At 42.5% G+C, this 14,478-nt stretch carries 28 protein-coding genes; 7 read left to right on the top strand and 21 right to left on the bottom strand.

The features are described from left to right. The 15 genes from ACJ28U_RS00530 to ACJ28U_RS00600 all read right to left on the bottom strand — a co-directional run. On the bottom strand, positions 1 to 633 hold a 633-nt coding region (locus tag ACJ28U_RS00530; RefSeq protein WP_407618055.1), incomplete at its 3' end, for an ATP-binding protein. Continuing rightward, positions 633 to 1,451 carry a phage replisome organizer N-terminal domain-containing protein gene (locus ACJ28U_RS00535; protein ID WP_407618056.1) on the bottom strand — a complete coding sequence of 273 codons (819 nt, stop codon included), beginning with the start codon at positions 1,449 to 1,451 and terminating at the stop codon, positions 633 to 635. The genes ACJ28U_RS00530 and ACJ28U_RS00535, both read right to left, overlap by 1 nt. A 10-nt stretch (positions 1,452 to 1,461) precedes the next feature. Then, positions 1,462 to 1,953: a single-stranded DNA-binding protein gene (gene ssb, locus ACJ28U_RS00540; protein ID WP_407618057.1), complete on the bottom strand. Its 492-nt coding sequence runs from the start codon at positions 1,951 to 1,953 to the stop codon at positions 1,462 to 1,464. Continuing rightward, on the bottom strand, positions 1,919 to 2,629 hold the full coding sequence (locus ACJ28U_RS00545; protein ID WP_407618058.1) for a putative HNHc nuclease: 711 nt from the start codon (positions 2,627 to 2,629) through the stop codon (positions 1,919 to 1,921). The genes ssb and ACJ28U_RS00545 overlap by 35 nt, the downstream gene beginning before the upstream one ends. Then, positions 2,629 to 3,270, bottom strand: coding sequence for an ERF family protein (locus ACJ28U_RS00550; protein WP_407618059.1), 642 nt, complete (start codon positions 3,268 to 3,270; stop codon positions 2,629 to 2,631). The genes ACJ28U_RS00545 and ACJ28U_RS00550 overlap by 1 nt, the downstream gene beginning before the upstream one ends. Before the next feature lies 1 nt (position 3,271). After that, positions 3,272 to 3,454 carry a hypothetical protein gene (locus ACJ28U_RS00555; protein ID WP_407618060.1) on the bottom strand — a complete coding sequence of 61 codons (183 nt, stop codon included), beginning with the start codon at positions 3,452 to 3,454 and terminating at the stop codon, positions 3,272 to 3,274. Beyond that, the gene (locus ACJ28U_RS00560) at positions 3,444 to 3,590 is read right to left on the bottom strand and encodes a hypothetical protein (RefSeq protein WP_407618061.1); all 147 of its coding nucleotides are present in this window, start codon (positions 3,588 to 3,590) and stop codon (positions 3,444 to 3,446) included. The genes ACJ28U_RS00555 and ACJ28U_RS00560 overlap by 11 nt, the downstream gene beginning before the upstream one ends. 79 nt (positions 3,591 to 3,669) lie before the next feature. Beyond that, positions 3,670 to 4,197: a hypothetical protein gene (locus ACJ28U_RS00565; protein WP_407618062.1), complete on the bottom strand. Its 528-nt coding sequence runs from the start codon at positions 4,195 to 4,197 to the stop codon at positions 3,670 to 3,672. Then, a complete protein-coding gene (locus ACJ28U_RS00570) occupies positions 4,187 to 4,375 on the bottom strand; it encodes a hypothetical protein (RefSeq protein WP_108730122.1) in 189 nt (62 codons plus the stop codon). Before ACJ28U_RS00570 ends, ACJ28U_RS00565 begins: the two co-directional genes overlap by 11 nt. Beyond that, positions 4,365 to 4,589: a hypothetical protein gene (locus ACJ28U_RS00575; protein WP_108730121.1), complete on the bottom strand. Its 225-nt coding sequence runs from the start codon at positions 4,587 to 4,589 to the stop codon at positions 4,365 to 4,367. Before ACJ28U_RS00575 ends, ACJ28U_RS00570 begins: the two co-directional genes overlap by 11 nt. Continuing rightward, a complete protein-coding gene (locus ACJ28U_RS00580) occupies positions 4,576 to 4,740 on the bottom strand; it encodes a hypothetical protein (protein ID WP_159080894.1) in 165 nt (54 codons plus the stop codon). The genes ACJ28U_RS00575 and ACJ28U_RS00580 overlap by 14 nt, the downstream gene beginning before the upstream one ends. Then, a complete protein-coding gene (locus ACJ28U_RS00585) occupies positions 4,737 to 4,973 on the bottom strand; it encodes a hypothetical protein (protein WP_224228474.1) in 237 nt (78 codons plus the stop codon). The genes ACJ28U_RS00580 and ACJ28U_RS00585 overlap by 4 nt, the downstream gene beginning before the upstream one ends. 5 nt (positions 4,974 to 4,978) lie before the next feature. Beyond that, entirely contained in the window at positions 4,979 to 5,188 is a 210-nt protein-coding gene (locus ACJ28U_RS00590) for a helix-turn-helix transcriptional regulator (protein WP_108730120.1), read from the bottom strand. A gap of 19 nt (positions 5,189 to 5,207) precedes the next feature. Continuing rightward, on the bottom strand, positions 5,208 to 5,954 hold the full coding sequence (locus tag ACJ28U_RS00595) for a phage antirepressor KilAC domain-containing protein (RefSeq protein ID WP_407618063.1): 747 nt from the start codon (positions 5,952 to 5,954) through the stop codon (positions 5,208 to 5,210). Positions 5,955 to 5,966: 12 nt separating this feature from the next. Beyond that, a complete protein-coding gene (locus ACJ28U_RS00600; protein WP_407618064.1) occupies positions 5,967 to 6,194 on the bottom strand; it encodes a hypothetical protein in 228 nt (75 codons plus the stop codon). A gap of 86 nt (positions 6,195 to 6,280) precedes the next feature. Here ACJ28U_RS00600 and ACJ28U_RS00605 point away from each other — a divergent pair, with 86 nt between their 5' ends. Further along, complete coding sequence (locus ACJ28U_RS00605) at positions 6,281 to 6,517, top strand: hypothetical protein (protein ID WP_407618065.1); 237 nt, start codon at positions 6,281 to 6,283, stop codon at positions 6,515 to 6,517. Here the strand turns inward: ACJ28U_RS00605 and ACJ28U_RS00610 are convergent. After that, positions 6,471 to 6,719, bottom strand: a complete 249-nt coding sequence (locus ACJ28U_RS00610) for a hypothetical protein (RefSeq protein ID WP_407618066.1) — start codon at positions 6,717 to 6,719, stop codon at positions 6,471 to 6,473. The genes ACJ28U_RS00605 and ACJ28U_RS00610 overlap by 47 nt on opposite strands. Positions 6,720 to 6,977: 258 nt before the next feature. Here ACJ28U_RS00610 and ACJ28U_RS00615 point away from each other — a divergent pair, with 258 nt between their 5' ends. The 4 genes from ACJ28U_RS00615 to ACJ28U_RS00630 all read left to right on the top strand — a co-directional run bounded on the left by ACJ28U_RS00615 (position 6,978) and on the right by ACJ28U_RS00630 (position 8,710). Further along, a complete protein-coding gene (locus ACJ28U_RS00615; RefSeq protein WP_407618067.1) occupies positions 6,978 to 7,313 on the top strand; it encodes a helix-turn-helix domain-containing protein in 336 nt (111 codons plus the stop codon). Next, positions 7,306 to 7,713 (top strand): ImmA/IrrE family metallo-endopeptidase, encoded by a 408-nt coding sequence (locus ACJ28U_RS00620; protein WP_108730114.1) that lies wholly within the window; start codon positions 7,306 to 7,308, stop codon positions 7,711 to 7,713. The genes ACJ28U_RS00615 and ACJ28U_RS00620 overlap by 8 nt, the downstream gene beginning before the upstream one ends. A gap of 220 nt (positions 7,714 to 7,933) precedes the next feature. Continuing rightward, a complete protein-coding gene (locus ACJ28U_RS00625) occupies positions 7,934 to 8,299 on the top strand; it encodes a TIGR02328 family protein (RefSeq protein WP_108730113.1) in 366 nt (121 codons plus the stop codon). Between the two features lie 72 nt (positions 8,300 to 8,371). Beyond that, complete coding sequence (locus tag ACJ28U_RS00630; protein WP_108730112.1) at positions 8,372 to 8,710, top strand: ribonuclease G; 339 nt, start codon at positions 8,372 to 8,374, stop codon at positions 8,708 to 8,710. Positions 8,711 to 8,788: 78 nt separating this feature from the next. On the opposite strand, the gene ACJ28U_RS00635 is transcribed toward ACJ28U_RS00630, so the two are convergent. Then, on the bottom strand, positions 8,789 to 8,989 hold the full coding sequence (locus ACJ28U_RS00635) for a hypothetical protein (RefSeq protein ID WP_108730111.1): 201 nt from the start codon (positions 8,987 to 8,989) through the stop codon (positions 8,789 to 8,791). Between the two features lie 204 nt (positions 8,990 to 9,193). Here ACJ28U_RS00635 and ACJ28U_RS00640 point away from each other — a divergent pair, with 204 nt between their 5' ends. Beyond that, the gene (locus ACJ28U_RS00640; RefSeq protein WP_407618068.1) at positions 9,194 to 10,261 is read left to right on the top strand and encodes a site-specific integrase; all 1,068 of its coding nucleotides are present in this window, start codon (positions 9,194 to 9,196) and stop codon (positions 10,259 to 10,261) included. Between the two features lie 146 nt (positions 10,262 to 10,407). Here the strand turns inward: ACJ28U_RS00640 and ACJ28U_RS00645 are convergent, their stop codons facing one another. From ACJ28U_RS00645 to ACJ28U_RS00660, 4 genes are all read right to left on the bottom strand, one after another. Next, on the bottom strand, positions 10,408 to 10,650 hold the full coding sequence (locus tag ACJ28U_RS00645; RefSeq protein ID WP_010374216.1) for a type B 50S ribosomal protein L31: 243 nt from the start codon (positions 10,648 to 10,650) through the stop codon (positions 10,408 to 10,410). A 135-nt stretch (positions 10,651 to 10,785) separates the two neighbouring features. Next, positions 10,786 to 12,636 carry a translation elongation factor 4 gene (gene lepA, locus ACJ28U_RS00650; RefSeq protein WP_407618069.1) on the bottom strand — a complete coding sequence of 617 codons (1,851 nt, stop codon included), beginning with the start codon at positions 12,634 to 12,636 and terminating at the stop codon, positions 10,786 to 10,788. Between the two features lie 119 nt (positions 12,637 to 12,755). Further along, positions 12,756 to 12,890, bottom strand: coding sequence for a hypothetical protein (locus tag ACJ28U_RS00655; RefSeq protein WP_277948638.1), 135 nt, complete (start codon positions 12,888 to 12,890; stop codon positions 12,756 to 12,758). A 14-nt stretch (positions 12,891 to 12,904) separates the two neighbouring features. After that, positions 12,905 to 13,759 carry an aldo/keto reductase gene (locus ACJ28U_RS00660; RefSeq protein ID WP_407618070.1) on the bottom strand — a complete coding sequence of 285 codons (855 nt, stop codon included), beginning with the start codon at positions 13,757 to 13,759 and terminating at the stop codon, positions 12,905 to 12,907. A gap of 120 nt (positions 13,760 to 13,879) precedes the next feature. Between ACJ28U_RS00660 and ACJ28U_RS00665 the strand changes: the two genes are divergently transcribed. Further along, positions 13,880 to 14,329, top strand: a complete 450-nt coding sequence (locus ACJ28U_RS00665; RefSeq protein WP_407618071.1) for a universal stress protein — start codon at positions 13,880 to 13,882, stop codon at positions 14,327 to 14,329. The last annotated feature ends 149 nt before the right edge of the window (positions 14,330 to 14,478 follow it).

Here is a 14,478-nt window from a genome sequence, read left to right on the forward strand (position 1 = left end):
CAACGCCAATCCGGTCAAATCATCGTTTGACGTGATAATCGTCGCCTTGCCTCTTCTAGCGTCCGCTAATTCAAATAGCATTGACGACACGGTCTCTTTTGCTTCGGCCTGTGTCTCTTTTCCAAAATCATCAAGAACCAACACTTCTACTTCACGCATAAACTTCTCTGTTAGGTTCAGACGTTCAGCAACCTTGTTGTCCTTGAATGACTTAAATTTCAAGTTGCGCCATTCAACAACCGACACGAACATCGTTGTGTAGCGATTGCTTAATCGGCTCATCATTGCCAATGCCAACGATGTTTTACCAGCACCAGCTCGACCGAATAGGAACACATTGAACAGTCCGTTACGCATCTCATTTGTCATTGCATATGCCTGATTGCCAATATCGCGCGCTGTCTGCTCGTTTCGTTGCTTTTGTGGGTTCCAGTCTTCAAACTCAAAAGAACGCGTCTCTGTCTCGCCCCACAAGCTCATACGCTGATATTTAACGCGCTCTTGTGCTTGCCACGCTTTAGTAATGTGTTCAGCATCGGCCTTTTCTTTTTCAGCACGCTCTTCTGGTGTCAACGTCTTAGGTGTTAACCCACGTTGTCGCAACTCACGTACCCAATCGCTTGTAGTATTCATTAGCTGCCCTCCAGTTCGTCGTTAAGTTCACGCATCCAATCTGGCACCTGATCATTCACCTGTTTTTGTTGGTGCTTGCCTTCCGAAACTTTCCAATCAGCAAGTGTTTTAATTCCTTGCTTCACCTTAGATTCTAGAATTGCTTTGATATAGTTAAACTTCCTAATGTTCTTATCAGATGCATCAGCAATTGCTTTGGCAATAACATCAACACTTAATCCGTCACCTTCAACATAATCCACCAGTCGTTCTAGTTGGTGTGGTGAAAGCACATCTGAAAAGCCATTTTCACCAACTGTTTGCATAATTTGTTGACGAACTGAAAGGTCGGTCGGCATAGCCGGCGTTTCTACCTCTTGCTCTATATCTATCTCTTTCTCTAACTCTATCTCTACGTGACCCAACCGTGACTGGCCCGTGACATTGTCACGCTTCGTCTCAATTAATGTTCGTTCACGCTCACGTTGACGGCGCTTTCGTTCAGCACCAGAACTTTCTGATCCAACCAATGATTTAACACTGGTTAACTCAACTTCATCAACACCGCTATCGATTAACAGTCCCTTACTGCGAAGGTAATTAACCGTAACTGAGACGTTTTCGTAATCCTCATCAATATCTAGCGCAATCTCTTCGATAAAGTCATTGCTGATACCCTCGTAATATAGCTTTCCGTCAGTCTGTAAACTTTTTAAAAGCATTTTCAGATAGATAACCGTGTAGGTATCGCCACCAGCAATTCGACGTAACATTTTAATTTCTTTACGACCGAAGAAGTCTTGTTGCAACTTCAACCAAAAATATCGTTTCTCTGCCATTGTTCACTCCTTAAAATGGAAGATCATCATCGTTCAACGGCGGTAAGTCTTTACCGTACATATCATTAGGCGAGAAACCGCCTTGTTGAGATGCTTGCTGACCATTGAAGTTGTTTTGTGGTGGCTTACTATTGAACCCACCATTACCTTGTTGTGCTGATTGCCCCTTGCGTTGCTCTGTCTGTTCTTTTGTTTCAACTAGAGTAAAGTTACTTACCACTAGTTCAGAAACGTATACACGCTGTCCTTGTTGGTTCTCATAGATTCGTGTTTGCCACGAACCTTCCAGGCCAATCTGTGAACCCTTAGCGGTCATATTGACAATGTTTTCGGCAGCCTTGCGCCAAATCACAAAGTTGATAAAGTCACTCTCACGCTCTCCATTTGCGTTAGTAAAATCTCGATTGACTGCAATTGTTCCCGACGCAACTGCTGCGCCTGACGTGGTGTACTTAAGTTCCGGGTCCTTAGTGAGCCGTCCGATTAATGCGACGTGATTCATTAGCTATTTCCTCCATTCGCTTGAACGTCATAATTCCAAGACGTTGCAATGTTTCAGGGTCTAACTTGATACCCTTAACGTGATACTTCTGTTCGAATGCTGGCCACCCAATGTTGTGTGCTTCATTGTGGTGAACTCGGCATAATGCAATCAGGTTCTTTTCTCTGTGGTCTACCAGATTTCGGTCGTTACCCATTCCAACGGTGTCAATGTGGTGAACATCAGCAGGGCGTCCACACACCACACAACTTCGATGACTCAACGATGAATACATGTAGGCTTCTACATCGTCCATATATGCCAAACCGCTCTTAGACATCGGGATGTGGTTCTTAACTGCGTAATCAAGCAGGTATGAGATGAAATTACGTGCTGTTGTCATATCTGTATCAACAAACGAGAAATGTTGATCACCTGTTTCTGCCTCGTAGTAGAATTTCATCCACTCCTTAGCTTCTTCCGGTGTATATCCTGACCACTTCGCTATCTCACCGATAATTGCATATGCTTTTTTGCGTTGTATACGACTGATACTTCGCTCATCAGCGATACTAATGACTGCCTGGGGTTGTTCTTCAGAAGTATAGAGTGACAAAGTTGCCAACTCTTGTGCATCTTCAACCGACATCGTTACTCTGTTACCGCTGATGTTAGTGATACGCCCCCAAATATCCATTACTCGATACCAGCGTCGTTCTTAGCGAATATGGCAGCACCTGCTAACAATGAAGCTTTGTCGGCTGACAACTTGTTAAGTTGCGTATCGTTATTGTCTTTAGAAGTCATACCTCCAGTAGCGAACACTTGCTCCAACTTCTCTTTTGGTACTGATTTCAAAACTTCCTTCAATTTAGCAATGATCGCCTTGCGAACATTATCGTGTTTAATTTGCTCTTGCTTTAATGCCGTGATGTTCTCACCGTCGTCGTCATCATCAGCAACAATTCCGAATGCAGCCGCTAGACTTCCACGTCGTGCATAAGTTGTATTGGCCAACATCTGTTGTGGCGTTGTTCCGAACTCAACCGGCAAACCTTCCACTTCGATGTATTCACCAGATGAGTGAGTAATCGTAGTGACAATCTGTGCCATTCGCTTGCCATTTGAATCAATGTCAGTATTGATTGATTGCGTGTAAGCGAGTGGCTCACTAGATGACTTAATCGCTAATCGTACGGCGCTATCAATGTCAGCCAAGTCGGCATACTTACCAAAGTGACCAGACTTAGTCTTGGTTGGTTGCACCATGTTCAATTGCACTTTTGCCAATGATTCCATCAGTTCAGGTGCTGGGTTATATTCATTTCGTCGCAACATTTTAATCCTCCGCTATTGTCCGATGCCCAACTAATTCCATATAGGACTTGAGCTTTTCTTTTTCATCCGGAACAAATCCTTCATCTGTGTCCCAACCTTCTGTACCTTGGGCTACTTCTTCGCCTTCAAAATCTTCTCCCCAAGGCCTTTCATCATCAGGCGGATCAATTAATTCATCGAACATATTCAGCCACCCAATTCAAAACATCAGCAACGCCCGTTTCAAACTCCGAAACAGTTCCGTCATTGTTATCCCGTTGTTCTGCCCTGAACGCTCGGTTCATGTGTCGTTGTGCTTCAACTCGCAATTCATTTTTCATTACATGCCCCCTGTGTTACCCTTGAGGAGTAAAATCTATTCTCAAACTGATTTACTCCGACGCTTAACGGTTGCACCCGTTAGGCGTTTTTCTTTTCCTTGTCGTATCGACCCTTGTACTTTGTGTTGTATAACGATGCCAGGCTCATTCGTAGCTGTTTAGCAATCGGTGTCGCAATATCTGAAAACGATTGTTCAGGTCGCTTGGAATCCATAGCCTGTTTGAATGTTTTATATCTATCTTCGTAACCAACCGCCGACGTTATATTCGGCTTGTTGAAAGGTGTATCTTCTAACTCAGCTTCGCTGCGTTCCCGTAAAAAACGTCCGAGATACCGTGAATTACTAGCAGTAATGAATGACATGCCAGACACTTGGCTTGCCTGGGATACTAAATCATCGCGTTCATCAGCATTCTTCCCAACCATGTAATCCGATAGGAATTTCGCAAATCGACGATACCGCCGTTCATATTCAGACAATGCCTTCTTTGGCCGTTCAACTGCACTTTTGCGAATTCGTTCCTTCTCTGCTTCGACATCAAACTTCACAGGCTTTGCAAAGTTGTAGTGAATATCGCCAACACCCATTGGCCCCTTATAGTCCATTTGTAACCTCCAATACATGATTAATTGCTTGTTGCTTATCATCGAACCAAACCTGTCCACCACGCTTAGTCTTAAAGCCGACACGTACACCACCAACCGGCAATGTTTGCACTTCACAGTTGAAGAACCCACGACCTTCTGCAAGGTTAAGAACCGTTTGATAATCGCTAATCTTCATAGCGCACCAACTTTCCAGTTGGCTTCAACGCTTCGGCAGCATCGTAACCGTTAGCTAACAATACGAACGGATAAACAACCATTCGCAAGATGCCCTTCAAGAACCACGCCAAACGAACTCGGTTCGCAATCACTAACCACCCAGCGGCTACAAACAGCAACGTAGCTTGCAATGCCTGCCAACCTACCAACTTCAATGCATCAATGATCCACATCTTCCTTTTCCTCCGTTAATTCGTTAATACGTTGTTCGGTCATCGGCCGAACGTGGACTTCGTGTTGTTCCATGAAATCTAACAACCACGCCATGAATACAACCAGACCTACAATTGCGAAAATTGCGTAACCTACTGCGTAATCAGTCATCGATACTCTCCACGACCAAATCGTCGTAATAAATCAACCGAAAATTGCCCTGGCTTTTGCTCAATCGCCATATCTTTAAATCGTTGTGAATACCGAATTACTTCGTTAAATCGACTTTCACTGTAATTCAGCATTGCTGCCGCTTCCTTGACACCGACCCACAACCATAATTCAGCAGGCAACGTTTGCCTTACACTTGCCTTTGTCTTCAAACCTTTGACTTCATTTGTCATATTTATTACTTCCAATCAATCTTCTTCAATTCGTTTAAATCCAAATCCAACGCAATGGCCAACTTAACCATGGATGGTAAAGTTAACCTATTCCGTTTTCCATTCGTTACGTCATATAACGCTGCGATAGATACACCCGTTACATTCGCTAACCAATAACGGGTCTTGTTGCCCTTTAAACGCAGGCCATCATTGATTAATTCTGCCAGTGACATGTTACTAACTCTCCCATACCTACACCTCCAATAAAGCCTTAGTTTCACCAAGAAACTTGTTAATGAAATATTGTTGCCCCTTGCCCGTCACCTTGGGAGTCTTAGTGGTCACGTTCACACCATTAGAATTGATGTGGTTGTGCTCCTTAATCTCAAACAAGCCAAGCTCCATGCTCTTCTGTGTTGGCATGTTCCGGTCGGACCCTTGTCGCTTAACCAGATAACCGTTTTCACGGAGATAACCGAACAAACGGTTCTGTCCCATATCTACGCCGTTTTGCTTAAGCAGCTTTGCCAACTCACCAATCAGAATTGATGACTGACTAGCTGACACTGCATCAGCAAACAAAGCCTTGGGAGTCATTTCTCCGATGATCTTGTCCTTGTGGTCTAACATCAGTTGAGCTGACTTCAAGCCCATCGCCATTTGAATACGTGGGTCTGCCATCAACGCTTTATGTTCTTTCTCAACTGCGATGAAGTAGTCTCGAACTTCCTGACTTTTAGCCGTCTTAGACATCATCGCTACATTCTTAGCCATATCTGTTGTTAAGGAATAATCTTGTAAAGTACGTACGGCTCCATTATTTACAACCGTAGGTAAACCTACACTTGTAAAATCTGATCCTTCTACATACATATCTTCATATCGTCGAAACCATAAACTGAATCGCTCTTTAACACCTAATCCCTTGTGTAATACACGAGCGCTCACCCGTTGCTCACCTTCTTGATTCGTTTGAACCTTAATCAGTTCGTTTGTCATGTTTATTTCTCCTTATAAGTCTGTGATGTTAAACAACGTGAAAATCTTCTTGCGAATCACTCGTGACTTTGGTGAAGTTTCACCGTTAATCGCTCGATTCGTTTGAGAAACCCCTTCGCCAATCATCTCGGCGAGTTGAAATTGCTTCATATCATTTCGTTCCCACATCTCGTCAGTGATGCGCTTCTTCACTTTGCGCTTTAGCGCCTCTTCTTGTTCTTCAATTGTTGTTGCTGTCATGTCGCAACCTCCCTTGTTTTTTTGTGATAACATTTAATCTGTAAGTGTTGTAGGGGTATTCCCTTATATGTTCGAAAGGAAAAATCATGTTGCCAGATAAATCAAAAGAAATTCTTTTGGATATGATTGAAGTAACTAATCCAAAACTTATAGTGGGTGCCGGAATTCCAATATTTCAGTATCTTGAAAAAACTAATTATTCTAAACAGGAAGTTGCACAAGCATCCGCTGATTTAATTAACAATCACTACGTTACAAGAGGTTATGGCAGTAACGTTATCGTTGAGCTTCTTTTAACCCAATTAGCACTTGATTTGTTGTAGCGCCTGGCGTGACCTGCCAATCATTGGCGACTAAGTCATCTGCATTTGGTTGCCAACGTAGGGTTATCCTTAAAGTGTCATTACCGATAACAACTAGAATTCCGTACATCGTATTCGTAGGAATGTACAAAGTTTCATTGTTTGGCCGTGTCAATCCCTCACCGGATTCCATGGCCTTTTTTACTGCCTCATGAAGATACATAACACACACTCCTTTCTGTTTTTTTATTATCAAGTTGTTGACTTATTTTTAGACTAGGTCTAATATAAAGGCATACGAAAAAGCACAATAAACGCCTGTATATCAACATTTGCTCGCCAAAGCATTGATTATTTTAGGTCTGTTTTTTGTTGCTCAATTACTTGATGAATTAAATATAAGCCTAAGTCTAAAATATTGCAACCTTTTATTTAGACTTAGACTAATTTCACTTCATCATATTCAGGAGAAACCCTTGATATGACAGTATTGGAACGAATAAAAGAAGTTTCTAAACTCAGAGGCTATAACCTTACTAAGGTTAATGAAATGGCTCATCTGGGTAAGAACACCATATATTCTTGGAAAACAAAAGAGCCTAGTCACAATAATGTGCAAGCCGTGGCAGACGTCCTCGGCGTATCAGTAGACTACCTATTAGGTAACACTGATGAGATCCACATTAATAAGAAAGACGCTCCAGATGATTTAAAAGAGTTTATTGACTCTACTCCTATCCTTAAGTATGACGGTAAAGATATACCAGAGGCAGAAATGCGCATAATTCGCCGAATTCTGGAGGACATGGATGACTGACCTCATAAACTATCTATTATTTATTGCTATTAGAAATGATATTAAGGTAGTTTTTAGCGAAGAGTTGGACACCTATACTCCCGATTTAAGCGTTCCATCTCAACGTAAGGTTATTATCAATAGAAATAGTAATAATAACGTGTCAGTGGCATTTAGATTAGCGCATGAATTATCACACATTTTATTTGGTAGTGTTGAACAAAATCGTGTTTATGCTTTTTCTATCGGGGCAACTAAATCATCCGAGCGCATTGCACACGAACAAGCGATGCATATGATCGCTAAGTATGTATTCCAAGACACGCCTGTTGAATATCGTAATTACATTAATTTTATGGAATCCTTGGGACTGCCTTCTTACTTTGAAGATATGGCCCGCGAAGCGGTTATGCAAGCATGAAAGCGAGGCATTCGTTTGGTACGTACAATTTTAATCATCGTCAACACATTATTATTGCTAGTCTCTCTATCTCTATATGCTTACTTTAAAACGAAAGGATCTTATTTTAAATATGTAGCTGCTGCATGGATAATTGGTTTCGCAATAGCTAATTTTATCTATCTTTGCTTCTTTAAAAATTGGACGTACTAACAACGTTATTTAGAAAGGAATTATTAATATGAGATTGTGGCACGAATCTTTAATCCCCAAACTCCCTCGTCAGCAATTGCTGGGTCAACATAGAGAGTGTTGTGCACTTCGCGGCGGTGGTTGGGGCAAGAAACATGCAACTGTGAATTACGTCTTTGACCACTCACCATATAAATTATTTCAATATCACCAACTAATAATGAACGAGATGCTAAGTCGCGGGTATACACCTAACGAATTATGGTTAGACCCCCTGTATCGTGGAACTAAGGAAGATTCTTATATTTCACTATCAAGTGAAGTTCTGACTTCACCGATTTACCCGGAGCACGACAACGTCTATTTAACAGAGTGTATTGAAAACTTAAAAGAAAAAGGCATTGAGATAGATTAAAAAAGACAGTAGTTTGAGGCGACATACGTACGTGCAGACAGTAATCACGTTAAAAGATTAAGGAGTACAACTATGTTAGAAGAAAATTCAACGAACGTACCAGCAGAAGTTAAAGGTTGGAACTGGGGCGCATTTATGTACAACATTTTTTGGGGTATTGGAAATAAGACATACCTACCACTGTTGATGTTGATCCCAATTTTCAACATTATTTGGATATTTATTGTTGGGTTCAAGGGAAATGAGTGGGCTTGGCAAAAAGGGGAATACAAGGATGTCGATACCTTCAAGGCCGTTCAAGCAACTTGGAATCGTGCAGGACTAGTACAATTTATTATTTCGTTCGCTGTATTTGTTCTGTATACAGTTTTCGTAGTACTAGCTATTATTATGGCATCTAACAGGTATTAATTATTTTTCACAGACTATACCCGCTTTTGTCGGGATACATAAAAAAGCCACCCGTTCAGGTGGCAAAGTACTGATGAATTATTTGAATAGATCGAAAATACTAAAAGTGGTCTTTTTATAGACTTTGTTGTAAGCCGCTTTCTTAGGGTCTGTTAACCAGCCCATGCCCTTCTGACCATAACCTGGAATAATTGCCTGCTTAACTGCCCGATTAGCCTTACCAGTTGTCCTAGCTTTAATAGAACGCATGGGACTTGGCTTCCGCATACCAAATTTCATACTTCAAATACCTCTATCAGACAGAATACCGTTAACAATTTTTTGTTATAACAAAAAATACGCACATCCTGCGACCAAACAAGGAAATGTGCGCGTTATCCAAAACAGAACAGCAACGTCCTGCTTATGCATTTAATTGTACCAGACCTGGGCATGTCTTTAAACTACCTAAAATTTTTAGATAAAGGTTAGGTTTAAGTTGATATGTCGGTATCAAAGTTAGGTAAAAAGTATCGAGTTGTCGTCAGCAAGACTATTGAAGGTAAGCGACGACGATGGACAAAGAGCGATTTTTCAACTAAGGCTGCTGCCAAAGCCTGGGAGGCGGACTTACTGGCAAAGTTGAATTCTGGTGTTGAGATTGATAAAACCCGTGTTCTATTCACTGAATTCTATGACGACTGGCTCGAACGTCATCTGGAATCTGGCATCAAACAGCAGACGCGTTTAAATCATCTTGCTACTCAAAAAATTGTGCACGAATACTTTAAGAACGTAAAACTGGAAAATTTAACTCGGCGACGTTATCAAAAGTTTCTTGATGAATATGCTGTTAATCATCATTCAAGCACCGTTCGCCAAGTTTCAATGCGAGTTGCAATGCCGATTAAAGAGGCCTTTAGTGACGGTATCCTGTCACTAGACCCCACACATGGTGCTAAATTTAAAGGGGCTGAAAGCAAAGCTGGAGAACTAAAATTCCTCGAAGAATACGACTTAGACAAGTTATTGGAGTACATTCAAAACAAACCAATAACTGCTCCACACTTTGCAATATATACTGCAGCACTCTCTGGCATGCGTGCTGGCGAAATTTTAGCGCTCACGTTGAAAGATATTAATGTGGCAGATAAAACAATCTCTGTGACGAAAACAAAGACGAATCGGCCACCTTACGAGTACACTACACCCAAGACAAGAAAGTCTACACGTGTTATCGCAATGCCCGATCGCTACTTTATACAATTTGAACGTTTTCTAAAAGCATATCCAAAATTAGAAGAACATATCTTTGGTGAAAAAACGACTCAGTCCGTTCCATCCCACTATCTTCGTAAGCTGATTAAAGAACTTGGCATTAAGCCAATCACGCTACACGGACTACGTCACACTCACGCCAGCTTTTTAATTAGTAAAGGAATTGACGTTGCGTACGTTAGTGAGCGTCTTGGACATAGCTCAGTAACAATTACACAGAACACTTATTTTCATTTGCTATCTACCAAAAGAAACTCTGAGTCTGACAAGACGTTGGCTCTATTTGATGACTAAATTTGTGTGCCCATTTTGTGCCCGAGTGTGCCCAAAAATAAATTTTAGCTGGTTTTTATCGTGGATAATTGGTTATACGAAAACAAAAGAAAACGCCGGTATATAGGCGTTTAAACCTATATACCGGCGTTTCTGATGAATTGCCCTTAGGCAAGTCCATACTTCTTGTTGAACTTGTCGACCGCACCATCGGCAGTAGTAAACTTTTGCTTACCAGTGTAGAATGGGTGTGAATCTGACGTAACTTCAACACGGATCATTGGGTACTCAGCACCTTCGAACTCGATCGTCTCGTTTGAAGTACGAGTTGAACCAGTCAATAGCTTGTAACCAGTAGTTGAATCAACGAAAACCACTTGGTGGTAATCTGGGTGGATATCAGCCTTCATCGTGTTTCTCCTTATCGCCCTGAATCTATAAGAACCAGAGTCAGTTTATTTAACCTGAATATAATAACATATCTTCAGTAAGAATGGTAGACTCTTAACCAAAGAAATTTCCAAATGTCGTCACGTAAAACGCGCTTAATGGTTGGCACCCTTTGCAAATTCTGTGTCGTCTTCGGCCTTAAGTACCGCCATAAAGGCTTCTTGCGGTACATCAACCGTTCCAACCGCCTTCATGCGCTTCTTACCACGCTTTTGCTTATCCAACAACTTTGCACGACGATCAGGGTCACCCGTGTGGATCTTTGACGTAACGTCCTTACGGTAGGCCTTAATCGTTGAACGTGAGACAATCTTTGATCCGATGGCCGCTTGCACTGGAATTTCAAAATTACGACGTGGAATAATTTGCTTCAACTTTGCCGTAATAATCCGTGAACGTTCTTGTGCAAAGTCCTTGTGCACGATAAAGCTCAAGGCATCGACCTTATCACCATTCAATAAGATATCAATCTTAACCAAGTCAGACTGACGATATCCTGAAATCTCGTAATCTAATGACGCGTAACCTCGCGTGTTTGACTTCAACTTATCGAAGAAGTCAAAGATGATTTCTGACAACGGAATGTAGTACTTCACGTTAACTCGGTTTTGGTCCAAGTAATCCATCGTATCAAATTCACCACGCTTTTGTTGTGCCAATTCCATAACTGCCCCAACGTACTCGTTCGGCACCATAATCTGAGCGTGCACGTATGGCTCTTCAATCCACTTGATGGCGCTAGCTTCAGGTAATTCTGATGGGTTGGCCACTTCAACCATTTCACCGTCTGTTGTATACGCGTGGTACGTTACAGATGGCGCCGTCGTGATCAATTCCATATCGAATTCACGTTCAAGTCGTTCTTGCACAACATCCATGTGCAACAAGCCCAAGAACCCCGTACGGAAACCAAACCCTAATGCTTGTGACGTTTCAGGCTCGAATTCCAATGACGCATCGTTCAATTGCAACTTTTCAAGCGCTTCACGTAAGTCATTGTACTTTGAGTTATCTGTTGGGTACAAACCTGAGTACACCATTGGCGTCATTGGTTGATAACCTGGCAACGCTTCCGCCGCTGGGTTCTTAACCGACGTAATCGTATCACCAGGGCGAGCGTCACGGATGTTCTTAATTGAGGCAGCAACATAACCAATATCACCAGCCATCAAGAAATCACGTTTCACAGGGTGTGGTGAGTTAACACCAACTTCTGTGACTTCATATTCAGCCCCCGAGTTCATGAAGCGAATCTTATCACCCGGCTTCATAACACCTTCCTTCACCCGGACGGTCAAAATAACCCCCTTGTAGGAATCATAGGCTGAGTCAAAAATCAACGCTTGCAATGGCGCTTCCAAATCCCCCTCTGGTGCGGGAATCTTTGCCACGATTTGCTCAAGCAGTTCTGGAATACCGATCCCTTGCTTAGCCGATGCCAAAACTGCTTCAGATGCGTCAATACCAATAACATCTTCGATTTCAGTCCGGACAGCTTCTGGATCAGCAGCTGGCAAGTCAATTTTGTTGATCAATGGCAAGATTTCCAAGTCGTTTTCCAATGCCAAGTAAACGTTTGCCAACGTTTGGGCTTCAACACCTTGGGCGGCGTCAACAACCAAAATCGCACCATCAGCCGCAGCCAATGAACGAGATACTTCGTAGGAGAAGTCGACGTGACCTGGTGTATCAACCAAGTGGAAGATGTACGTCTCGCCATCATTCGCCTTGTAGTGAACTTCAACGGCGTTCATCTTAATCGTGATACCACGCTCACGTTCCAAATCCATCGTGTCCAACAATTGATTTTGCATCTCACGCTCGGTAACCGTGTGCGTTGCTTCCAGAATACGATCTGAAATCGTCGACTTACCGTGGTCAATGTGCGCCACGATACTAAAGTTACGAATGTGAGACTGGCGCGTCTTCATTTCTGCAATGTCCATATTTTATCGCGCCTCCTATCTCTCTAATTTTTTCTGTCAATGTCTATTATACAGGGTAATTCGGCCCCTGACGATAGGCAAAAAGCGCCAACTCATTAATCTGAATTGACGCTTCATGTTTACTTTTTAGTGATGTCTTCAAACTTGCCTTCGAGGTAGTCAGCCTTTCGGCGCATCTCATGGTCATGATGTCGCTTACGTGATTGTGTGTACACAAACAGTGCAACCAAAATCAATATGATAATAAATCCCATCTTGTTATCCTATCTTAGTGTGTGACTGTCCAGTTCAGCATCTTCTCAACGTGTGCAACATCCGGATCATCTGAACCGCCAAACAAAGTTTCCCCGGTATTCATTGTAGCAATCGCAGCCATTTCTGGTTCAGTTAATTCAAAATCGAACACATTTAAATTATCGCGCATCCGTGCTGGCTTCATTGACTTCTGAATGGTACTAATCCCCCGTTGCAACAACCATCGTAGCATGACATGACCAACTGACTTGCCATGATTATCAGCAATCGCGGTCAAAATTGGTGAATGGAAGACATCATGCATCCCCTCAGCGAACGGTGCCCAAGCCTCCACCAAAACACCTTGCTCTTGGAAATATGCTACCTTATCAACCTGTTGGTGGAATGGATGGTTTTCAATTTGATTAACCATCGGTGCGATATCATTAAGCGCAATAAACTGGGCTAACAATGCTGGTGAAAAATTCGACACACCAATCGCCCGAATTTTTCCTGCGCCATATAGTTCTTCTAACGCTCGCCAAGCACCCCAAATATCTCCAATTGGGTGGTGTAATAGCACCAAATCTAAATAGTCCGTTTGTAGCAATTCAAGGGACCGCGTTACTGACGCCTTTGCCCCCTCATAAGTCATGTCCTGCACCCAAACCTTGGTTGTCAGAAATAAATCTGATCGATTGACATTGGATTCGGCAATTCCCTGGCCGATGTCAGCCTCATTATCATAAATGACAGCTGTATCAATCGCCCGGTACCCCGCTGCAATGGCGTCTTTAACTGCTTGCACCGCCTCGGGTCCCTGCACTTGTGCCATACCGTACCCCAATACTGGCATGGCAACACCGTTTGATAATGTTCGATATTCCATTTTACTGGCCTCGTTTTTAACTTATTTACCCATCATTATACCCTTCTCCACAGAGAATAGCCGGGTTTTGTTTGAATCGTGTACAATAAAGGCAATGAACATTTTGAGGGGAAATCAGCGATGCAATCAATCCATAACTATCAACATATTTTAGCGCCTGTAGACGGATCAAAGGAATCAGAAGCCGCCTTCGCAACAGCTGTCGAAATTGTCAATAACACGCCATCACGCCACCTGTACATCTTAAACGTGGTTGATACGAATAAATTAAAAGACGTGGCACATTACTCACATGAGTTAGAAGAAAACGCGATTACACAAAGTAAAGCACTCTTAGAACGCTTTGCTACTGAAGCCAAGCAGGCCGGTGTCACTAATTTGACTGTCATCAGCGAAACCGGCAATCCTAAAAACATTATCGCTAAAGTGATTCCCACCCAATATGACATCGATTTAATCGTCATCGGTGCAACTGGCATGAACGCCGTCGAACGCTTAATGCAAGGTTCTGTCACGGAATTTGTTTCACGAACATCACGTGTTAATACATTTATCGTCCACGCAGACTAACAACTGAAAAAACGCCCCAGGTTCATGGCTGCGGACCTGGGGCGTTTTGTCATTATTTAGATTATGTGCCGTTTAGAATTGGTCCTTCAACAATTGACGGATTTCTTCCAAACGAGGTTGACGTGGGTTACCTGGCGTCGTTTGGTCGT

It is taken from the genome of Weissella sp. MSCH1, assembly GCF_045799135.1.
Lineage (GTDB): Bacteria > Bacillota > Bacilli > Lactobacillales > Lactobacillaceae > Weissella.

Bases quoted from the DNA above. Each gene is read 5' to 3' on its own strand.
- ACJ28U_RS00555 (WP_407618060.1), bottom strand. From the start codon at position 3,454: ATGTTCGATGAATTAATTGATCCGCCTGATGATGAAAGGCCTTGGGGA.
- ACJ28U_RS00665 (WP_407618071.1), top strand. From the start codon at position 13,880: ATGCAATCAATCCATAACTATCAACATATTTTAGCGCCTGTAGACGGA.
- ACJ28U_RS00615 (WP_407618067.1), top strand. From the start codon at position 6,978: ATGACAGTATTGGAACGAATAAAAGAAGTTTCTAAACTCAGAGGCTAT.
- ACJ28U_RS00570 (WP_108730122.1), bottom strand. From the start codon at position 4,375: ATGAAGATTAGCGATTATCAAACGGTTCTTAACCTTGCAGAAGGTCGT.
- ACJ28U_RS00635 (WP_108730111.1), bottom strand. From the start codon at position 8,989: ATGAAATTTGGTATGCGGAAGCCAAGTCCCATGCGTTCTATTAAAGCT.
- ACJ28U_RS00535 (WP_407618056.1), bottom strand. From the start codon at position 1,451: ATGGCAGAGAAACGATATTTTTGGTTGAAGTTGCAACAAGACTTCTTC.
- ACJ28U_RS00625 (WP_108730113.1), top strand. From the start codon at position 7,934: ATGAGATTGTGGCACGAATCTTTAATCCCCAAACTCCCTCGTCAGCAA.
- ACJ28U_RS00620 (WP_108730114.1), top strand. From the start codon at position 7,306: ATGACTGACCTCATAAACTATCTATTATTTATTGCTATTAGAAATGAT.
- ACJ28U_RS00595 (WP_407618063.1), bottom strand. From the start codon at position 5,954: ATGACAAACGAACTGATTAAGGTTCAAACGAATCAAGAAGGTGAGCAA.
- ACJ28U_RS00600 (WP_407618064.1), bottom strand. From the start codon at position 6,194: ATGACAGCAACAACAATTGAAGAACAAGAAGAGGCGCTAAAGCGCAAA.
- ACJ28U_RS00645 (WP_010374216.1), bottom strand. From the start codon at position 10,650: ATGAAGGCTGATATCCACCCAGATTACCACCAAGTGGTTTTCGTTGAT.
- ACJ28U_RS00545 (WP_407618058.1), bottom strand. From the start codon at position 2,629: ATGGATATTTGGGGGCGTATCACTAACATCAGCGGTAACAGAGTAACG.
- ACJ28U_RS00605 (WP_407618065.1), top strand. From the start codon at position 6,281: ATGTTGCCAGATAAATCAAAAGAAATTCTTTTGGATATGATTGAAGTA.
- ACJ28U_RS00585 (WP_224228474.1), bottom strand. From the start codon at position 4,973: ATGACAAATGAAGTCAAAGGTTTGAAGACAAAGGCAAGTGTAAGGCAA.
- ACJ28U_RS00580 (WP_159080894.1), bottom strand. From the start codon at position 4,740: ATGACTGATTACGCAGTAGGTTACGCAATTTTCGCAATTGTAGGTCTG.
- ssb (WP_407618057.1), bottom strand. From the start codon at position 1,953: ATGAATCACGTCGCATTAATCGGACGGCTCACTAAGGACCCGGAACTT.
- ACJ28U_RS00640 (WP_407618068.1), top strand. From the start codon at position 9,194: ATGTCGGTATCAAAGTTAGGTAAAAAGTATCGAGTTGTCGTCAGCAAG.
- ACJ28U_RS00660 (WP_407618070.1), bottom strand. From the start codon at position 13,759: ATGGAATATCGAACATTATCAAACGGTGTTGCCATGCCAGTATTGGGG.
- ACJ28U_RS00560 (WP_407618061.1), bottom strand. From the start codon at position 3,590: ATGAAAAATGAATTGCGAGTTGAAGCACAACGACACATGAACCGAGCG.
- ACJ28U_RS00655 (WP_277948638.1), bottom strand. From the start codon at position 12,890: ATGGGATTTATTATCATATTGATTTTGGTTGCACTGTTTGTGTACACA.
- ACJ28U_RS00590 (WP_108730120.1), bottom strand. From the start codon at position 5,188: ATGTCACTGGCAGAATTAATCAATGATGGCCTGCGTTTAAAGGGCAAC.
- ACJ28U_RS00550 (WP_407618059.1), bottom strand. From the start codon at position 3,270: ATGTTGCGACGAAATGAATATAACCCAGCACCTGAACTGATGGAATCA.
- ACJ28U_RS00610 (WP_407618066.1), bottom strand. From the start codon at position 6,719: ATGTATCTTCATGAGGCAGTAAAAAAGGCCATGGAATCCGGTGAGGGA.
- lepA (WP_407618069.1), bottom strand. From the start codon at position 12,636: ATGGACATTGCAGAAATGAAGACGCGCCAGTCTCACATTCGTAACTTT.
- ACJ28U_RS00565 (WP_407618062.1), bottom strand. From the start codon at position 4,197: ATGGACTATAAGGGGCCAATGGGTGTTGGCGATATTCACTACAACTTT.
- ACJ28U_RS00630 (WP_108730112.1), top strand. From the start codon at position 8,372: ATGTTAGAAGAAAATTCAACGAACGTACCAGCAGAAGTTAAAGGTTGG.
- ACJ28U_RS00575 (WP_108730121.1), bottom strand. From the start codon at position 4,589: ATGTGGATCATTGATGCATTGAAGTTGGTAGGTTGGCAGGCATTGCAA.